Consider the following 15,808-nt stretch of genomic DNA (forward strand, 5'->3'; position numbering starts at 1 on the left):
CTTCACAGGTGAAGAACCCTCTAACCAGCAATTGACTACAATGTATACAATGCCTACATTTTATTAAAGGAGTTAACTATGAGCACCGTTACCGCACGAGTTTCAGATGAAACCGCATCAAGGCTTGATGCCCTTGCTAAGGCTACGAATCGCAACAAGCCCTTTCTTGTTGCCAACACGCTGGAGCGTTTTCTTGAAGAACAGGCATGGCAGATAGCCCAGACGGTTGAAAGTCTTGACCAAGCCGATAGAGGCGAATTCACTACAGCTTCCGAAGTGAAAAAAGCTTTCGGAAAGTGGGAATTAGAGGTTGAAGCTGACTAAAGTCAATTGGACAAAGAACGCAATCAAAGATCTTAATTCTATCCGCCGCTATCTAGCCGAGCAAGCCGACGTAGAACTAATGCAATCCGAGACAAAATGCATATGGGACGGCTGTCAGCGTTTAAAGAAAGGCCCTGAAAGCGGCCGCCCCGGCCGAGTTCCCAGAGGGTGTTAAAATAACGTTTCAAAAAGTAACCCTGTATTATCCTCACGATCATCCAAATCAAGCACGATTTCGTTGTCTTTAAAGTAGTTTTCTCTATTATAGTTGCGTGGAATGTCATCATCCAGCATAGTTAATATAAACTGACAATTAGAGTAAGCTGACAACTCTCGTATTTTTTTTATGTGCTTTTCCTTTAAAGAATCTCCCATAGTATCCCAGACTCCATCATGAGCAACAAACCTAATGTGGTTACGTGTATAATATTTCAAAATCAAAGCTATATCAAAAAAGATGGACAACATCTTTCTATATGAAGTTCCACGCTCAAGCATTACCTTGTCACCTTCTCCATCTTGAAATTCAAAGTCAAAATGCACATTTCCTTTATTGTTAACATTGTAGATCAATTTCACCTTATGCCCTAAAACCTCCCTTGCTAATGAATTAAATATACCTACAAAATCAGCATATTGGGGGGTTCCGACAATTTCCATATTTTTTAATTTGCTAATTTCTCCTTTACGCTTTCTTTTGATTATTTCCTTTTGGATGTCTATTTTTTCTTCATTTATGATTGAACCTAAAAAATCATTTATTGAATCTATTTCATCTTCAATTTCAGCAATTTTCAGTCTTTTTTTCTTATACCTATCAACAACATTTTGTTTTTTAAGCTGATTCAGCAAATTCTTCCGTTCTTCGTCAAGAGCAACAAGTGTCTGGTCCGTATCAACTAGCTGTTTATTCAACTCTTGAATTTGATTTGCAATAAATCCCTGTCTGTCTGACCATATTCGTTTATTGAAATCCATCAAATCAGCATAACTTTTAGCCAAAAAACTAGGGATTGCAACTTCTGCTTCTTTGTAGATCGCATTGATCTCATCTAAATCTACATAGTCAGTATCAGCAGTACGTGACAATTTATCAACATCGAACTGGGTATTGTATCTATGAACATTTAATTTAGAAATTTGTGAATCGTAATCTTTCACAACGGAGCGGCTAATCTTTTCATCTTCATCAAAAAAAGAAACACTACCTATGCTTTGTTCAATTTTATTTTTTTGCTTATGGAGTTCGCTGATCCTTGTTTTAGCATTTTCAACTTCAGGAGAATCATAGACTCCAGTATCTTTCAGTATCTTATTAGTTTTCTGGATCGCTTTTTCTCCTTGATCCAAATTTAATTTTTCCCGAAGCAGTTCTCCATCAAGCCCAACCAAATTTAGTAAAGCTGGCTTCCATGCAATTTCAACTTTTTCATTAAAAATATTGAATGTTTCAGCATAATCATCTTGTGTACGTATGGAGTAAGTCAGTAAAGAACGAAGTGACAGATCTTCCAAAGAATTCAGCTTTAAAATTCGTTTCAATATCTCCCGTGAATTTTCGCTTTTCCTGATAGCTAGTCCGATATTCTCATAAGGCCATTCTTCGATTTCCCTTCCATCAATAAGAACGTCCGTAGCAATAATTGATGCAACAGTTCTACTGGCGACCCCGCGTTTTACCGTGACATAAGTTCCATCTTTTAATTGTATTTCTATATAAAATGTATAATTGTCAAAAAAATTAGAGTTTTTCACAAAGACATGCTTTGAACTGACATCACCAAGTAAGGTAAAATTAATAACATCGAATAAAATTGTTTTACCCAAGTTATGAGAATCTGCGCCTTCTTCACCTTGTCGAGTGCAGGTTCCCATTACAATATTTACGCCTTTATGAAACCTTATTTCTTTAAATGGTCCGCCTTTAGCGTATACTCTGGACAGAATCATTTGGCTAACCTCAACATCTTTCGTTCAGAATCAAAATCAATAGTACCAATTAAGAATAAAAAATTTAAAGTACGTATTTCTAACAACCTCCAAGAATTTTTATATTTTTTCTTAAAATACAAGTCGACATCGCTCATGAACTCACCTTCGGGATTCATCCATTTGATCAAATGTGCACCACACACATATGGCGTCAATTCAAAATTGGAATATCTATTGGCAATAATCATTTCTCACCTATTGAACAGTTCCAGTACATGTGATGAAGAAAGGTTCTAATTTGTCTTCTTTTTCTACCTAATTCAGCTTGAAGGACGTTGAAGATTGTATCGTACGAATAAGCAAGAAAACTGTGAATGTTAGGGAATTTGTCAGAGCGTGCTAAATATTGTAATTGCAGATCCTCGGCAGTAGCATTGTACATTTCTGAGTATTCATTTGAGCGTGGGTCACGAAGAAAATTATCAATATCTTGAAAATATGGAAGGTCTTGCTGGAGGAGCATATGGAAGTATCGCTCGTCCATTTTATTTTTTCTATTTTTTTCGCCCATCTCATCAAAATTATACCCTGATCTTAGTTGAGGGATCGCTGGAACAACGTTCCTAAATGCAACAATTAACTCCTTTAAATCGTGAGGCATAACTTGTATTGGCTCAGGAAATTGAAAAATAGCCGCCCCGATTTGGGTGTTATTATTTCCTTCAATGTCCATATCGAATGTATTGCCACTAACTGGTGCAATCATCGAGTCGACTGACATGTCCCCAATTTTTGGAAGGTTATTTTCAGGCTTGTCCATCTAGCTATCCCATCTGTTTGTTATTGTTTCCTTTGATGGACATTTTTTTAGAAACTTTCGAGTTGATATTGCCACTATTTTTAAAGCTAATTTTAGTATGAATTTTTGCTGCTCCAAACCCTAATATAAAACTAACAATTGAAATAACTGCTGATGCCTTAGTTATTGATTCCCAAAACATAAATATCCTCTCATGGTGTATGAATTATAATTTACGTACTGACTTATCAAGTCCTTACTGATATGTACAGTTTAAATATCCTGCATAGGATAAGTAAATATTTAAATAGTGATGTATATAAACAATGAGGAGAAGTCATGTGTAGCGATTTAGATATTGGCAAAGATTTTTTCCACTTTTTTGCTATGTTTGAGTATGCTTTAAAAACTAATGGATTTTGTCAAACCAACAAAAACAAAATCATTACGGGCGCGGACTGGGAAGGGTTTGCAGCCGCTAATCCGCATCTTTTTGACAACAGGACAAATACTCATACTAAAGAAAGTGTAGACTATTTAATTAATCAGCCACCAAAAAAACAGGCGCTAAGTGAAAAAGGTATGATTAAATGGATAGATCCACCTTTATATAATGATGTGGGTGACCATATTAAAATTACACGTTATATTAGGCAGGTAAGAAATAATTTATTTCATGGCGGTAAATTTAAAGGCAATTATTTTTCAGCACAAGAAAGGAGCAGATACTTGATAAGTCACAGCACCATAATAATGCAGCACGTTATTGCGAATCATTCAGAAATGAATGCGGCATTTGAAGGTGCGGATAACTCTATTCGGTTTTGATAAATTAAATGTAGGCAGTGTCGCACAGACTGCCTATTCCCTCAAATAATATGGAAATTTGAAAAAAACTTCCTCCGGTGAGTACCAACACGAGTACCCCAATTTACACACAAATAAAAACCAACTATTCCATAACTATACACCACCAATTCGATAGCCCCCGCCTCCAGATAAAGCTCATAATTATAACATCTTATATGTTTTAGCTATTAAGAACAGATCAAACTGTCCCAATACTGTCCCATTTTTTTTAAATAGCCCCATTTCTAATGGCCCGCTTCCAGTTGGAAACGGACCTTTGTTTTAAGTTTATCCTGTCCTGAAATAGGTTTACCCAAAAGGCCCCATTTCAGGACAATTCATGCAAATAAAAAAGGGTTTACATCGTATTTGATGTAAACCCTTAATTTTAATTATTTCCGGACGGAACTGTAACGCCGCCTCTGCTATTTTATCTTCGAATAGTTTCTGCCACGTCAAGCAGTCGCTCTCTCACTGTGAACATATAGCGAGCCATCTTTCCACGATGGTCAGCGAACATGGAATCTTCTTTACCTCGCAAGACAACCATAGGGTTGAAGGTACAAATCTTGTTCATGGCCATCATAGCCTCTTCAAGGTTCTGAGTTCCACCCTTGTCCACATTAGTAATTTTCTCAGGATACAGTTCTCTCAGCACGGTGATTACATCACGAAGAACCAACGTCATGCCTTGCGCGAAATACACACGATCATCCAGCTCGGACCACGTTAGAGTCCCTCCCGGTGCGGAGAGCCAACCCAGCGGGACATCAATAAAGTTTTTGGAAAGGATGAAGGTCAACATCTCATAAATCTCGCTGGCCTTAATGTTTACAATAGCACGCACATCGTCCTTCTTCTTGTTGGTCACCTTCATACCAATCAATTTATCAGCGTATTTGTGAACGTTAGCCACGCCATCTTCATACGCTGAATTAGAAGACCTCTCAAAGAACCCCCATATACGAGGACCATAGGTAAAATCTCGCTCACGAGCTTCTTGCATCCACTTATTCTCAGGGTCCATAGAGCCATACTTTGCCATGGTAGTGGAGAAAAACTTCTGCAACAAAGTCGTAGCGGTGAGAACTCCAAGCTTACGATTGACCGCATTATCGAAATGAGATTTGGGAGTCACAAACAGATACTGAGGGGTCCACCCATCAGCCAGCTCGGTCTCCAAACGAGACACAATTGCCAACGCAAGTACCCTGCCCTTCAAAGTTTCAAGCTTTTCCTTGTCCGACTCAGAAGCATTTGGATTATTAAAAGCAGGATCAGCCTTAACTGCTACGATTTCCGAACGAACAGAGGGTGATATCTCAGGCCACTCAGTAGTGGAAAACATATAACCAATGCCCGAAACGGCCCACCAAATACCCCACAATACCAAGGGAATAAAGATAGCCAACACCTTACCACTAGTCGGAACCAACTTATGCAACTTCTGCATAACACTCATAATAACACCTTTTTTTATTTATTATTCATATGATCACTTTTTATTGAATCATGCTACCGAACCTGAATTCAAATCGCACAGATTGTGGTGAATGTAGATTTTATTTATCGCAAGAGCAATGCTTTTGAATTTAAGAAGTTTAGGCAATCCTAACGTACAATACCATATAAGAATTATGAATATATACCAAATCTGTTTTGTCTAGGGGGAATGGTAAATTATCTGTGCAACAACTCAAGCTTAATGCTGAACAAAGTTCAAGAAACACCGCATCATTCAGGATAGTTTTTTGTATCGGATTTTGATCGGTTGGTGGGGGATGTTGATAAATATAAACGATAACTGGGACTCCGCCTGTAGTTCTCGCAATTCGACGTGCGCACGTTGGTTGAATTAGCGGACCGGATTGATCTGGAAGGTATGTATGCAGTATTTCACCTTGCAGTCCTTGCGTATTCATGCAAGGTCATTTTTTGCGACACATTAAATCGTAATGGCAAGACTACAAGGTTAATTAAAATTTTATATTAAAACTTACAGGAGTACGTATATGACAAAAGCATCTGCACGTCATCTTTTGGTTAGTGATGAACAGACCTGTCTGGACCTGAAAAAACAAATTCAGGACGGCGCAGATTTTGGTGAATTAGCCAAAAAACACTCCAGCTGCCCTTCCGGTCAGCGCGGTGGCGATCTCGGTGAGTTCCGCCCCGGCCAGATGGTCCCGGAATTTGATACCGTTGTGTTCAATGAAGCCGTTGGTGAAGTTCATGGCCCCGTAAAAACACAGTTCGGTTACCACCTGCTGATCATCGATAGCCGCGAAGACTAAACAACTCTTCACCGCTATAATAAATAAAGCTCCGACTAAGTCGGGGCTTTATTCTGTCTTGAGTTAAATACTCTCTTCAGCAAAAATATCCTCTATCCACTCACAGGATATCCCGGTCCCAGCAGCATCTGCAGGAGCAGGTTCGCTTTGATGGCGAATTTAATTAGATCTGGATATTCTGCAAGGAAGTGGTAAAGTAACCGCGCTAGATTTCAAGCTTCATGCTGAATTAGAATTCGAGAAATATAGTATTTATTCAGGATAGACTTTTTGTATCTGATTTTAACAAAAAGACGATGCTTTTAATAATTCCATAGTATATTCGCTTTCCGGATCAGTAATAATTTTTTCTACCGGACCGTATTCCACACATCGGCCATTCTTCATCACCATCACTGTATTACAAAGGCCACTGACCAAGGCAATATCGTGAGAAATAAATATCATGCTCATATTACTTTCCCGAACTAAAGAGCGTAAAAGGTCTGCAATCCGCGCCTGAGAAGAAACATCCAGCGCACTGGTAGCCTCGTCACAAATAAGAAGTTCAGGTTCAGCAACCAGAGCGCGCGCTATGGCGGCACGTTGACACTGTCCCCCCGATATTTCCCAAGGGTAACGATCCGCCAACTCCGGTGAAAGTCCAACTCTGTACATCAGTTCGTTGATATACACATCTGCTGCACTTTTTCTTTTACGGTCGGTAAGGTTACGTACAGCATCTCTCATAGTCACGCGAATTCTCTTATTCTGATCAAAAGAGGTAAGCGGAATCTGGAACACCATCTGTGCCCGACTATAAAGAGTGCGCAGACTTCGTCTGTTCATGGCTGTCACTTCTTTGCCTTCGTATCTAATACTCCCCTCATCCGTTTTCTCCAACTGCAGGAGTTGTCTGGAAAGAGTGCTCTTGCCAGATCCAGACTCACCCACAATTCCTAAAACCTCGCCGCGCGAGAGAGTAAAACCGACATCCCGGACGGCTTCTATGGTTCGTTCAGCAATTCTGTAACGCTTTGTTACACTACTCACTTCAAGAAATTCAGAAGAATTATTAAAAACAGGATAGGCCGCCCGCAAACAGGGAACATCAGCTATCAATTTTTTCGTATATGAGTGCTGCGGAGAATCAAGAACCTCTTTAGTGACTCCGCATTCGACAATCTTCCCCCGATGCATGATAGCCACCCGGTCAGCTATATGCGATGCAAGAGAAATATTGTGAGTAACCAAAAGGATTGATGCCCTGCACTCTTCACGTAAAATACGAAATTCCTCTATCACCTGCCTCTGGGTCATAACGTCCAGAGCACTGGTAGGTTCATCAGCAAGGATAAGGGTTGGCTCCATTACCATAGCCATAGCCAAAGCTACACGCTGACACATCCCCCCTGAAAGTTCAAAAGGGCAGCAATCCAGCACTCGATCAGCATCGCCCAGCCCAATTTTTATGAAAGCGGTTCGTATTGCAGCGATAGATTTTTCAGTATCAAACCTTTTATGGCTGCGCATGGTATCCAGAAACTGACTGCGTATCTTCCGTATGGGATTCATGGAAGTAGCAGGATTCTGAAATACTGTGCACAACTTATCACCCAGTAATTTTCTGCGTTCTTCAGCGGATAGCTCAGTCAAATTCTGCCCGTTGAACTCTATCCCCCCGCTGGAAGTCCGTACTCTATTGGAAGGAAGTCCCATTATAGTCTTTAAAACAGTAGACTTACCAGAACCGGATTCACCCACCAACGCAAAAATCTCTCCCGCACCAACATCAAAGGAGATGTTTCGTATGACATCATCCCCATTATATCCAGCACTGAGTTCCTGAAGCTTCAACACGGTACTGTTCATACACGGTCCTCGCCAAGATCTTTAACGTCTATAAGGTCACGCAAAGCGTCACCTAGATAGTTAAATACCATCACAGTTATAACAAGAGCCGCAGCCGGATACATGACCGTCCATGGGGCTGTACGTAACATCCCCCTAGACTCGCTGATCATACTGCCCCACTCTGCCTGAGGAAGCTGAACACCTAGTCCGAGAAAGGAAAGTCCTGCAAAGCCCAGCATGACTGTACCAATCTGGGAAGTTGCAAAAGTGAGAAGTGAATTGAAAATATTTGGCAAAATATATTTTGTCATAATCACGCTGTCACTACAGCCTGAAATTCTGGCGGCCTGAATGAATTCCTCATTTTTCAGCGAAATGACTCTGCTGCGTGCTAAGCGGGCATATGGTGTCCAACTGGCAAATCCCATGGCCAGCATGGCATTCCCCATTCCTCCTCCAAGGATACCGGCAACTGAAATAGCTAAAACCATCTGCGGGAAAGCCATAATACCGTCGATAAAACGCATAACAATCCTATCGGCCGCCCCACTGTAATAGCCGCAAAGAATGCCGACAAAAGCCCCAAAAGCAGCAGTAATGAAAACTAGGCTCAAAGCCGAAAAAACACTGGTCCTGGCACCGTATAGTAATCGAGATAAAACGCAGCGTCCCATAGCATCCGTTCCCATCGGAAAATCCATTCCCGGAGCCTGACGCATACGCAATATATGCGTGGCATAAGGATCATTCGGAGCAAAGTGCTTTGCAAACAAACTTCCTACTATCAAAAAAAGCGCTATGATGAGAAACATCCTCAACCAAAAATCTTTATGTATATTTTTCATATGGAGCTCTCAGCTTTCGGTTACCCGAGGATCAAAATAGCGATAAGCCAGATCGGTCAGCAAATTGATAAGTACATAGAGGATCGCAATATAAACTACGAATCCCTGTATAACCGGATAGTCTCTGGCCGTAATAGCATCCATTACCAGCTTCCCTATTCCGGGCCATTGGAAAATCGCCTCGATAACAACGCTACCGGCAAATAAGTGCCCCACTGCAAAGCCTATAACCGTTAATATGGAAAGCATGGAATTATGCAGTACGTCTTTTACTAAAAGAGTACCGGACATTACACCTCTTGCCTGAGCACCAGTTACATAATTTTGTCCCAGCTCACCAAGTACCTCCGCCCTGATCTGCTTTATAAACTTGCCAATTGTCGGCATGGCAAGAGCAACGGTAGGCAGAATAAGACCCTGAAAACTATTTTTCGCGAGCACTGGAAGCCACTGAAGAAACACGCAAAACAGATAAATCAACAATAGAGCAGCCAAAAATGAAGGGATAGCGTTGGCTAAAAAAGTTAAAAACCTGACAAAATAATCTACAACTGTGTTTCTTTTGACTGCGGTCCAGATTCCAAGAGGGATGGATACAATCAGGGAAAGTGCCAGTGCAGAAACTGCCACCATCGCAGTCTTGCCCATAGCATTCCACATTAACCGGGATACCGGCAGCCCTTTTGAGTATGACTCACCGAGGTCCCCATGCAAAAAAGACCATAGCCAGTTCCCGTACCGCACAAGAAAAGGATCATTTAAGCCCATACTCTCCTGAGTGGCTTTAAGCACTTCCGCGGTTGGAGCTATTCCTTGAGCTATCAACTTCTTCTGTGCCGGATCACCTGAAGCGAGGAACATAAGGGAAAATGTAATGAATGTTATCACTAAAAGTACAGGAACGAGTCTTAATAGACGACTTTGAATATATTTAAGCATAGTAAACCTGCAAGACACAAAAAGGCGTGTGAAAAATAAATCCACACGCCGTTAAAAACATATCAGCTTTATACATCAGTCATTTATTGTAGTATTGGCATTCAGAAAATAGAAACTGATAGGGTTCTTTTCACTGCAATTGGCAACCCCGACTCTCATAACCGTAGTCTTATTAAGAATTGCCAAAAACCCCATAGCTTCATCGTTTATTATCTGCTGCTGGATATCTACGGCAAGTTTCGCACGTCGTGCTGCTACAGGTTCCGAATAAAGCTGCTTCAGAAGATTCTTGGCTCTGGCATTGTTGTATCTGCCAGAGGTATATTTGCCGCCGCCGACTACACGTTCCATGAAGTAATATGGGTCAGCTGAAGGATTAGCTGTCATGCAGTATACGCCGATATCAAAATTCCCATTACTCATATAGGTCCCGTCCGGGTCCTCAGTAACACTCAAATTGGCCTTGATACCGACTTTTCTTAACTGTTCCTGCATAAGAAGAACTATCTTATCAATTGAACGGGCTGCATAGTAAGCAATGTCCAGCTCAATCTCCTTGCCATCTTTGGCATAGTAACCGTTCTCATCAAGAGTATAGCCGAGTTTTTCAATAAGCCTCTTCGCCTGAGCAGGATCAAAACCGTGTTTTGTAATATTACCGTATGCTGTGCCGGTACCATAGGCTCCTACAGTTGGGCTGGCCAGACCGGCGAGGAGGATGCACACATCACTAGTCTTAATGGACATGTTAATTGCAGCACGAAGCTCTTTAGCTGGAAGACGCTCCATGCTTAAATAGTAATAATACAGACGGGAAGCTGGAATTGCGAAAACCTTGTACTTTTCAGGAGAGGCAGAAAATATGCTGAGATCATTGGTTGTGGGACCAATGTATGCATCAATCTCTCCATTCTGAAATGCAAGCGAAAGAGTGTCGGCATCAGCAACGTACAGCCCTTCAACTCCATCAAGATTAACCTTTCCTCCCCAGTAATTATCGTTACGCACAAGTTTGACGGATACACCTGGGTCAAATTTATCTACCTTAAATGGCCCAGTACAGACAGGATCATTATCTATATCTTTTGAAGCATCGAGGTTTATCATCGCCATATAAACGTTACATAGCTCGTTAAGCACTGTAGGCAGAAGCTTAGGGGTGGAAATAGTAAATGTTCTCGCATCCACTACAGCTAAAGACGCTCCCCTAAGCATCTGAGATTTTTCATTTACCTTGCTTGCACGCTCTATACATTTTACTGCCATATCAGCTGTAAGCTTGCTACCGTCTGAAAATTTTACATTGTCCCGTAATTTAATAGTCCAAGTCGCTCCGTCAACTGAAGCTGATTCAGCCAGCCAGGGAACAACAGCGTAACTATCATCAATACGGAACAGGGTCTCGGAAAGCCCCAGCGTAGAAGTATACCAACCGAAAGACCCCTTCTGAGGATCAAGACTGGTGTATGTATTAGCGAATAAATCTCCAATACGAACAACTTTAGGCTGAGCAGCGGACGCGTGGACCGAAGAACAAATCAAAACTGATATCAGCAAAAAAAATACAATCAAGCACCTAGAAAAAATCGTGCTTTTTTTTGAAAGCATCGTGAAATCTCCTTAAATGAAATAGTTTAAATAGATACATGAATCGCGCAGGCGGGTAGCCCATTCTGCACGAAGATATTAAAAACTCTGTGGAAAAGTTTTAAAGAGTAATTATTTGTCTGCATAAACGATGAAAAAAGAGGGACTGCCACTCATCGCAAATGCATAAGGGTTGGCTCCAAAGCACTGCCCGATATCCCATGATGAAATTTCATTGAAACCGGCATGTTGTAACAACTTTTGCACTTCGTTTTTTTTAACCCCCTCATATAGAGGTAAATGCTTCATCATACTGGCATAATGGAGAAAAAAACGTAATGAGATTCTACTATTTATTTGAAATACACTCCTTAGCAGGTTTACTGGTATTTGATAAAACCGTCTCCATGTCTGGTTTTGCCAGAAACCATCTGAAACAATAATGCGCCCCCCAGGCTTTAAAACTCGGTGCCACTCTTTTAGTGCAAGATCAGGATTGGGCAATGTCCATATAAGATTTCTGGATACAACAATGTCAAAGCTGTTATCGGAAAAACCCAGATGTTCCGCATCACCGGTGCGAAAATCTATAGAAAGTTCCATCTCTTCCGCCCTTTTCCGGGCGTTATTAACCATTTCCGGGGAAATATCTAACCCCGTCACGTTAAAACCTGCTCCGGCCAGATAAAAAGCTAGTTGTCCGGGTCCTGTACCTATATCCAATGCATCTTGATTTTGACCGGACTTTGCCAAAGTTTTTATTGTCTTATCCCAGGCCTTTTCCGTTTCGGGGGATTTCTCAATATCCAAAGCATAACTTGAACTTCGCCAATTCCAGTATTTTTCTATTCGTGTCTTCAAACTATCCATTTAAAATTAATCCTTTAAAACTTTAAGTTTCAGTATAAGAGGAATAAAAAAAATAATATTTTGCTATTTCTTAACAAGTTAAGACAAATTTAATAACACAAAACACATATATACACATAAAAAGAAGCTATAAATCACACCAACAAAAATACTATAAACTAATAATTATACAAAATTATAATTCATGCTACCAGATTTATTATTTGACCACAAGTGTCATTATCTCAATGGATTTCACCTCAATATGAGCAGAACTTCCACCATTCTACCTATAAGATGTCGTTAAAAAAGAAAAAAGACTCACGATCTCAATCGTAAATCCTTGTGTCTTGATGAAGAGATGATGCTGTCAGTGCAATGGCTAATACGCGAAAGTAAAACAGCCAATTTACAGGATTTGTACGGATTTAAAATATTTGTTAAAATATAAGTAAATAACGATATTTAACCCCCAATTTAGATTTTGTGCTTTGTTAGGGCATCCAATAATTTTTTATTTTTTGCTTGAGTCTCCATATGGGGGAGACAGTAAGGTGGACCCATGTACAAAATTGGCGAGTTCTCAAAAATTACATGTCTGTCTGTTAAGACACTTCGGCTTTACCACGAAAAGGAACTGATGGTTCCGAGTTATATCGACCCGGATACTTCGTACCGCTATTATTCCAAAGCTGATGTCGAAACGGCACGGACAATCGTGCTTTTAAGGACTATGCGGTTTTCACTTTCCGAAATTCAGCATATTCTTAGGAGTTGCTCAGGTGATACAGATTTAGTGGATATTCTGAAGCAGCGACAAAAAGAAATAGAGATGGAAGTCGGCAAGTTAAAAAGAATATCCGCATCAATTGGGACCATTCTTAAAAGAGAAAAAAAGGCATTTGAAATGAAAGAGTTTGAAATAGGCACAGTGTCAGAAAAATACATTGAGCCGATCCTTGTCATTACCCTACGGTGGAAAGGATCCTATGGAGACACAGGTAAGGCTTTCGGAAAATTATACCGTAAGGCAGGACGATATTCCACTGACCATGCAATGAATCTGTATCACAATGCGGAATACCATGAGATCGCAGATATTGAATCCTGTGTGCCGCTCAAACGTGCGATAGATGGAGGAGACTTCGAAGTGAAACATCTTCCTGAAACCAGATGTCTTTCGATTATTCACAAAGGACCATATGATAAAATCGGGAATTCTTACAAAGCGTTATTTGACTATGCTAATGAACAAAAACTAGCCCCGGTCACTCCTTTTCGCGAACACTATATCAAGGGTCCCGGCATGATAATGACTGGCAACCCTGAAAATTATATCACTGAAATACAAATGCCAATTGAATAGTCTGGTTAAGTGCAGGGCGTACATCGCACCGCGGGATTACAATTTCAAATATGAAACAAGAGTTAACCTACAAGGGTTAGCCTATTTAATTTTATCTATTTTAAATTTCACAAGAATAAGAATGGCAAGCATCGAGCGAAATGATCACTCAGCTCTTGCAGACATGTAAAAGTCTGCAAGAGCTTTTTTTATTTTATCTTTTCATCATTTCGAGAATGAGTCCGGTTCTATCCTGAGTCTGACGAAATTTAACTGCACTAAACTGTATAAAAAGAGAAGCAAGCTTAGTGCCCTCAAGTTTAAGATCAGAAACATTGCCGTTATCCATTGCTTCCTTGTCACTCCAGATTTCGCCGCGATATGGTTTGCCATCAACACTATCGTCATAATTTACGCCGTCAGTATTAAACTGTTTAGCCAACTCAGCACGAATAGCCTGATAGTCTTCCTGTGTGCCGTTTGGGAGATAAAGTTCACAAAATGATTTTCTGAATTTTTTACCCGTTGTCACAATTAATGTCTGTCCATCAGCTTTTTTCTCAAAGACTTTTTCACCAAACGGATTCTGAGGCTTTGCAGAGCTTTCAGTAAATCCCAATTCAACGACAGCTGCATCGCCGGAATTAAGTGAAGCATCGCAAACTGCTGCAGCCTGTTTAAGGATAGATGATGCTGCGAAAACAGGTGTTGCAACAGCAACCAAAGCTAGAAGTAAAGTAAAAATTATAGTTTTTTTCATTAGTTTCTCCAAAATTAAGTTGTTTGGTGTTAGAGGGGTCATCTTATAAATGAAGATGAATTTAAATTACATTAAATTATGACAAAAATAAGTACAGCGATATCGCATAAATAATCGACAAGTCATTATTGAAAGTATGAGAAAAAATCAAGACCATTTAAAATAAATTTGGCTAAAATATAATCCATTTCTAATAAAAATTAGCTCAGACTACAGACTTATTAATCGCGACTACTACACTTAAGCGCACTAAGAATCACAGATTCATGCATTGGCAGAAGCTTACTAAGATCATACTTTTCTAAAACTGTCCTACGTGCATTTTCACGAATTTTACTAAATGATTTTTGCTTGCTCAAAGCCTCAATTACGACCTTAGACAGCTGCTTACTATCCCAGAAATTAAAAAGAAAACCATTTTCACCATGTTTAATAACTTCACGGACAGGAGCTGTGTCAGACCCGACAAGCAAACATCCGCAGCTCATTGCTTCAAGCATAGACCAGGACAGAACAAATGGCGCCGTCAAATAGACATGCACAGAAGATGCTCTCAATAACTTCCGGTATTCATCATATGGTCTGAAACCTATAAAATGAACTCGTGACCTATCTACTGGCACATCTTCAAGCATCAATTCTTTATAAGTTTTCCCGTCCGTGCGTTTCTCACCATATTTTGTGCAGTCTTCCCCCATTAGAACAATATGGCAATTTTTACGCTTATTAAGTATTTCCGGTAGACTTCTAAAAAACTGCGGAAATCCTCTGTATGGCTCTAATCCTCTAGCAACATAAGTCACTATTTCAGAAGCATTAGAGAGATCAATACCTGAAATTACTAACTTCTCAGAACTTTTAGCCGGTGAAAAATAGTCTGTATTTATACCGTCATGCAATACATTGATTTTATGCTTAAATTCAACAGGATATGTCGAGCGCTGCCATTGCGTCGGAGTAATGCCTGCGTTGCAGTCTGAAAGAGCGTTGAGTTGACACAAATTACGAATACGGTTTTGTGCAAAATGCGAAGGAGGACGCTCATTAGCGTCACGCCAAAAAGAATAATCTGCTCCTTTAGTGTAATACCATTCAAAAAAACAAACATATGGAATATCGGGAAATACATCCTTTACAAACAAACTGCTCCCCCATCCAGGATGATCATAAATAATATCCGGTTTGAACCCTTTTTTCTTTAACTCTAGAAGAGCATTTGCATAGGCCTCACTCCTCCACAGTTGCATATTGAATTCCTGCAAGGATGCACTTTCAACAGTTTTTGGAGGGGCAGCCTTGACCATATAATGCTTTACACCAGTTATTTTTATATCACTACGAGTATGCTCTGAAATAAACACAACAGAGTTATCTTTTGATGATGCAAAATATTGAGCAATATGCCTGAACTGGGCCGGAAAATTATGATGAAAAAAGAGAATATTCATATGA

At 40.1% G+C, this 15,808-nt stretch carries 16 protein-coding genes; 5 read left to right on the forward strand and 11 right to left on the reverse strand.

Features of this window, described 5'->3' with window-relative positions; translation table 11 throughout:
• Positions 1-78 precede the first annotated feature (78 nt).
• Together H589_RS0115405 and H589_RS19920 are read left to right on the forward strand one after the other, a co-directional pair.
• A complete protein-coding gene (locus H589_RS0115405; RefSeq protein ID WP_027722854.1) occupies positions 79-324 on the forward strand; it encodes a CopG family ribbon-helix-helix protein in 246 nt (81 codons plus the stop codon).
• Positions 311-499: a type II toxin-antitoxin system RelE/ParE family toxin gene (locus tag H589_RS19920; protein ID WP_035076187.1), complete on the forward strand. Its 189-nt coding sequence runs from the start codon at positions 311-313 to the stop codon at positions 497-499. The genes H589_RS0115405 and H589_RS19920 overlap by 14 nt, the downstream gene beginning before the upstream one ends.
• Here H589_RS19920 and H589_RS0115415 read toward each other — a convergent pair.
• From H589_RS0115415 to H589_RS20825, 3 genes are all read right to left on the reverse strand, one after another.
• Complete coding sequence (locus H589_RS0115415; protein ID WP_027722855.1) at positions 496-2,274, reverse strand: DUF2326 domain-containing protein; 1,779 nt, start codon at positions 2,272-2,274, stop codon at positions 496-498. The genes H589_RS19920 and H589_RS0115415 overlap by 4 nt on opposite strands.
• A gap of 226 nt (positions 2,275-2,500) precedes the next feature.
• Positions 2,501-3,076 (reverse strand): ABC-three component system protein, encoded by a 576-nt coding sequence (locus H589_RS0115425; protein ID WP_027722857.1) that lies wholly within the window; start codon positions 3,074-3,076, stop codon positions 2,501-2,503.
• 4 nt (positions 3,077-3,080) lie between these two features.
• Entirely contained in the window at positions 3,081-3,257 is a 177-nt protein-coding gene (locus H589_RS20825; protein ID WP_156891753.1) for a hypothetical protein, read from the reverse strand.
• Positions 3,258-3,394: 137 nt separating this feature from the next.
• Between H589_RS20825 and H589_RS20515 the strand changes: the two genes are divergently transcribed.
• On the forward strand, positions 3,395-3,883 hold the full coding sequence (locus H589_RS20515; RefSeq protein WP_051249768.1) for a hypothetical protein: 489 nt from the start codon (positions 3,395-3,397) through the stop codon (positions 3,881-3,883).
• A 451-nt stretch (positions 3,884-4,334) separates the two neighbouring features.
• On the opposite strand, the gene H589_RS0115440 is transcribed toward H589_RS20515, so the two are convergent.
• The gene (locus H589_RS0115440; protein ID WP_027722858.1) at positions 4,335-5,366 is read right to left on the reverse strand and encodes a hypothetical protein; all 1,032 of its coding nucleotides are present in this window, start codon (positions 5,364-5,366) and stop codon (positions 4,335-4,337) included.
• Positions 5,367-5,916: 550 nt separating this feature from the next.
• Between H589_RS0115440 and H589_RS0115445 the strand changes: the two genes are divergently transcribed.
• A complete protein-coding gene (locus tag H589_RS0115445; RefSeq protein WP_027722859.1) occupies positions 5,917-6,198 on the forward strand; it encodes a peptidylprolyl isomerase in 282 nt (93 codons plus the stop codon).
• A gap of 282 nt (positions 6,199-6,480) precedes the next feature.
• On the opposite strand, the gene H589_RS0115450 is transcribed toward H589_RS0115445, so the two are convergent.
• From H589_RS0115450 to H589_RS0115470, 5 genes are all read right to left on the reverse strand, one after another.
• Positions 6,481-8,049, reverse strand: a complete 1,569-nt coding sequence (locus H589_RS0115450) for an ABC transporter ATP-binding protein (protein ID WP_027722860.1) — start codon at positions 8,047-8,049, stop codon at positions 6,481-6,483.
• A complete protein-coding gene (locus H589_RS0115455; protein WP_035076192.1) occupies positions 8,046-8,876 on the reverse strand; it encodes an ABC transporter permease in 831 nt (276 codons plus the stop codon). The genes H589_RS0115450 and H589_RS0115455 overlap by 4 nt, the downstream gene beginning before the upstream one ends.
• A 9-nt stretch (positions 8,877-8,885) precedes the next feature.
• The gene (locus tag H589_RS0115460; RefSeq protein WP_027722862.1) at positions 8,886-9,815 is read right to left on the reverse strand and encodes an ABC transporter permease; all 930 of its coding nucleotides are present in this window, start codon (positions 9,813-9,815) and stop codon (positions 8,886-8,888) included.
• A 75-nt stretch (positions 9,816-9,890) separates the two neighbouring features.
• Positions 9,891-11,423 carry an ABC transporter substrate-binding protein gene (locus tag H589_RS19930; protein WP_051249769.1) on the reverse strand — a complete coding sequence of 511 codons (1,533 nt, stop codon included), beginning with the start codon at positions 11,421-11,423 and terminating at the stop codon, positions 9,891-9,893.
• 111 nt (positions 11,424-11,534) lie between these two features.
• Complete coding sequence (locus H589_RS0115470; RefSeq protein WP_027722863.1) at positions 11,535-12,272, reverse strand: class I SAM-dependent methyltransferase; 738 nt, start codon at positions 12,270-12,272, stop codon at positions 11,535-11,537.
• A 541-nt stretch (positions 12,273-12,813) separates the two neighbouring features.
• On the opposite strand from H589_RS0115470, the gene H589_RS0115475 reads away from it, so the two are divergent.
• A complete protein-coding gene (locus tag H589_RS0115475) occupies positions 12,814-13,617 on the forward strand; it encodes a MerR family transcriptional regulator (RefSeq protein ID WP_027722864.1) in 804 nt (267 codons plus the stop codon).
• 193 nt (positions 13,618-13,810) lie between these two features.
• On the opposite strand, the gene H589_RS0115480 is transcribed toward H589_RS0115475, so the two are convergent.
• Both H589_RS0115480 and H589_RS0115485 read right to left on the reverse strand, forming a co-directional pair.
• Positions 13,811-14,356, reverse strand: coding sequence for a hypothetical protein (locus H589_RS0115480; protein WP_027722865.1), 546 nt, complete (start codon positions 14,354-14,356; stop codon positions 13,811-13,813).
• A gap of 221 nt (positions 14,357-14,577) precedes the next feature.
• Complete coding sequence (locus H589_RS0115485; RefSeq protein ID WP_027722866.1) at positions 14,578-15,804, reverse strand: glycosyltransferase; 1,227 nt, start codon at positions 15,802-15,804, stop codon at positions 14,578-14,580.
• Positions 15,805-15,808: the final 4 nt, after the last annotated feature.

The organism is Maridesulfovibrio zosterae DSM 11974, from assembly GCF_000425265.1.
In the GTDB taxonomy this organism is placed as follows: Bacteria; Desulfobacterota; Desulfovibrionia; order Desulfovibrionales; family Desulfovibrionaceae; genus Maridesulfovibrio; species Maridesulfovibrio zosterae.

Coding starts and splice junctions, on each gene's coding strand:
- H589_RS0115460 (WP_027722862.1), bottom strand. CDS start 9,815: ATGCTTAAATATATTCAAAGTCGTCTATTAAGACTCGTTCCTGTACTT.
- H589_RS0115455 (WP_035076192.1), bottom strand. CDS start 8,876: ATGAAAAATATACATAAAGATTTTTGGTTGAGGATGTTTCTCATCATA.
- H589_RS0115475 (WP_027722864.1), top strand. CDS start 12,814: ATGTACAAAATTGGCGAGTTCTCAAAAATTACATGTCTGTCTGTTAAG.
- H589_RS20515 (WP_051249768.1), top strand. CDS start 3,395: ATGTGTAGCGATTTAGATATTGGCAAAGATTTTTTCCACTTTTTTGCT.
- H589_RS20825 (WP_156891753.1), bottom strand. CDS start 3,257: ATGTTTTGGGAATCAATAACTAAGGCATCAGCAGTTATTTCAATTGTT.
- H589_RS0115415 (WP_027722855.1), bottom strand. CDS start 2,274: ATGATTCTGTCCAGAGTATACGCTAAAGGCGGACCATTTAAAGAAATA.
- H589_RS0115440 (WP_027722858.1), bottom strand. CDS start 5,366: ATGAGTGTTATGCAGAAGTTGCATAAGTTGGTTCCGACTAGTGGTAAG.
- H589_RS19930 (WP_051249769.1), bottom strand. CDS start 11,423: ATGCTTTCAAAAAAAAGCACGATTTTTTCTAGGTGCTTGATTGTATTT.
- H589_RS0115445 (WP_027722859.1), top strand. CDS start 5,917: ATGACAAAAGCATCTGCACGTCATCTTTTGGTTAGTGATGAACAGACC.
- H589_RS0115480 (WP_027722865.1), bottom strand. CDS start 14,356: ATGAAAAAAACTATAATTTTTACTTTACTTCTAGCTTTGGTTGCTGTT.
- H589_RS0115450 (WP_027722860.1), bottom strand. CDS start 8,049: ATGAACAGTACCGTGTTGAAGCTTCAGGAACTCAGTGCTGGATATAAT.
- H589_RS0115485 (WP_027722866.1), bottom strand. CDS start 15,804: ATGAATATTCTCTTTTTTCATCATAATTTTCCGGCCCAGTTCAGGCAT.
- H589_RS0115470 (WP_027722863.1), bottom strand. CDS start 12,272: ATGGATAGTTTGAAGACACGAATAGAAAAATACTGGAATTGGCGAAGT.
- H589_RS0115405 (WP_027722854.1), top strand. CDS start 79: ATGAGCACCGTTACCGCACGAGTTTCAGATGAAACCGCATCAAGGCTT.
- H589_RS0115425 (WP_027722857.1), bottom strand. CDS start 3,076: ATGGACAAGCCTGAAAATAACCTTCCAAAAATTGGGGACATGTCAGTC.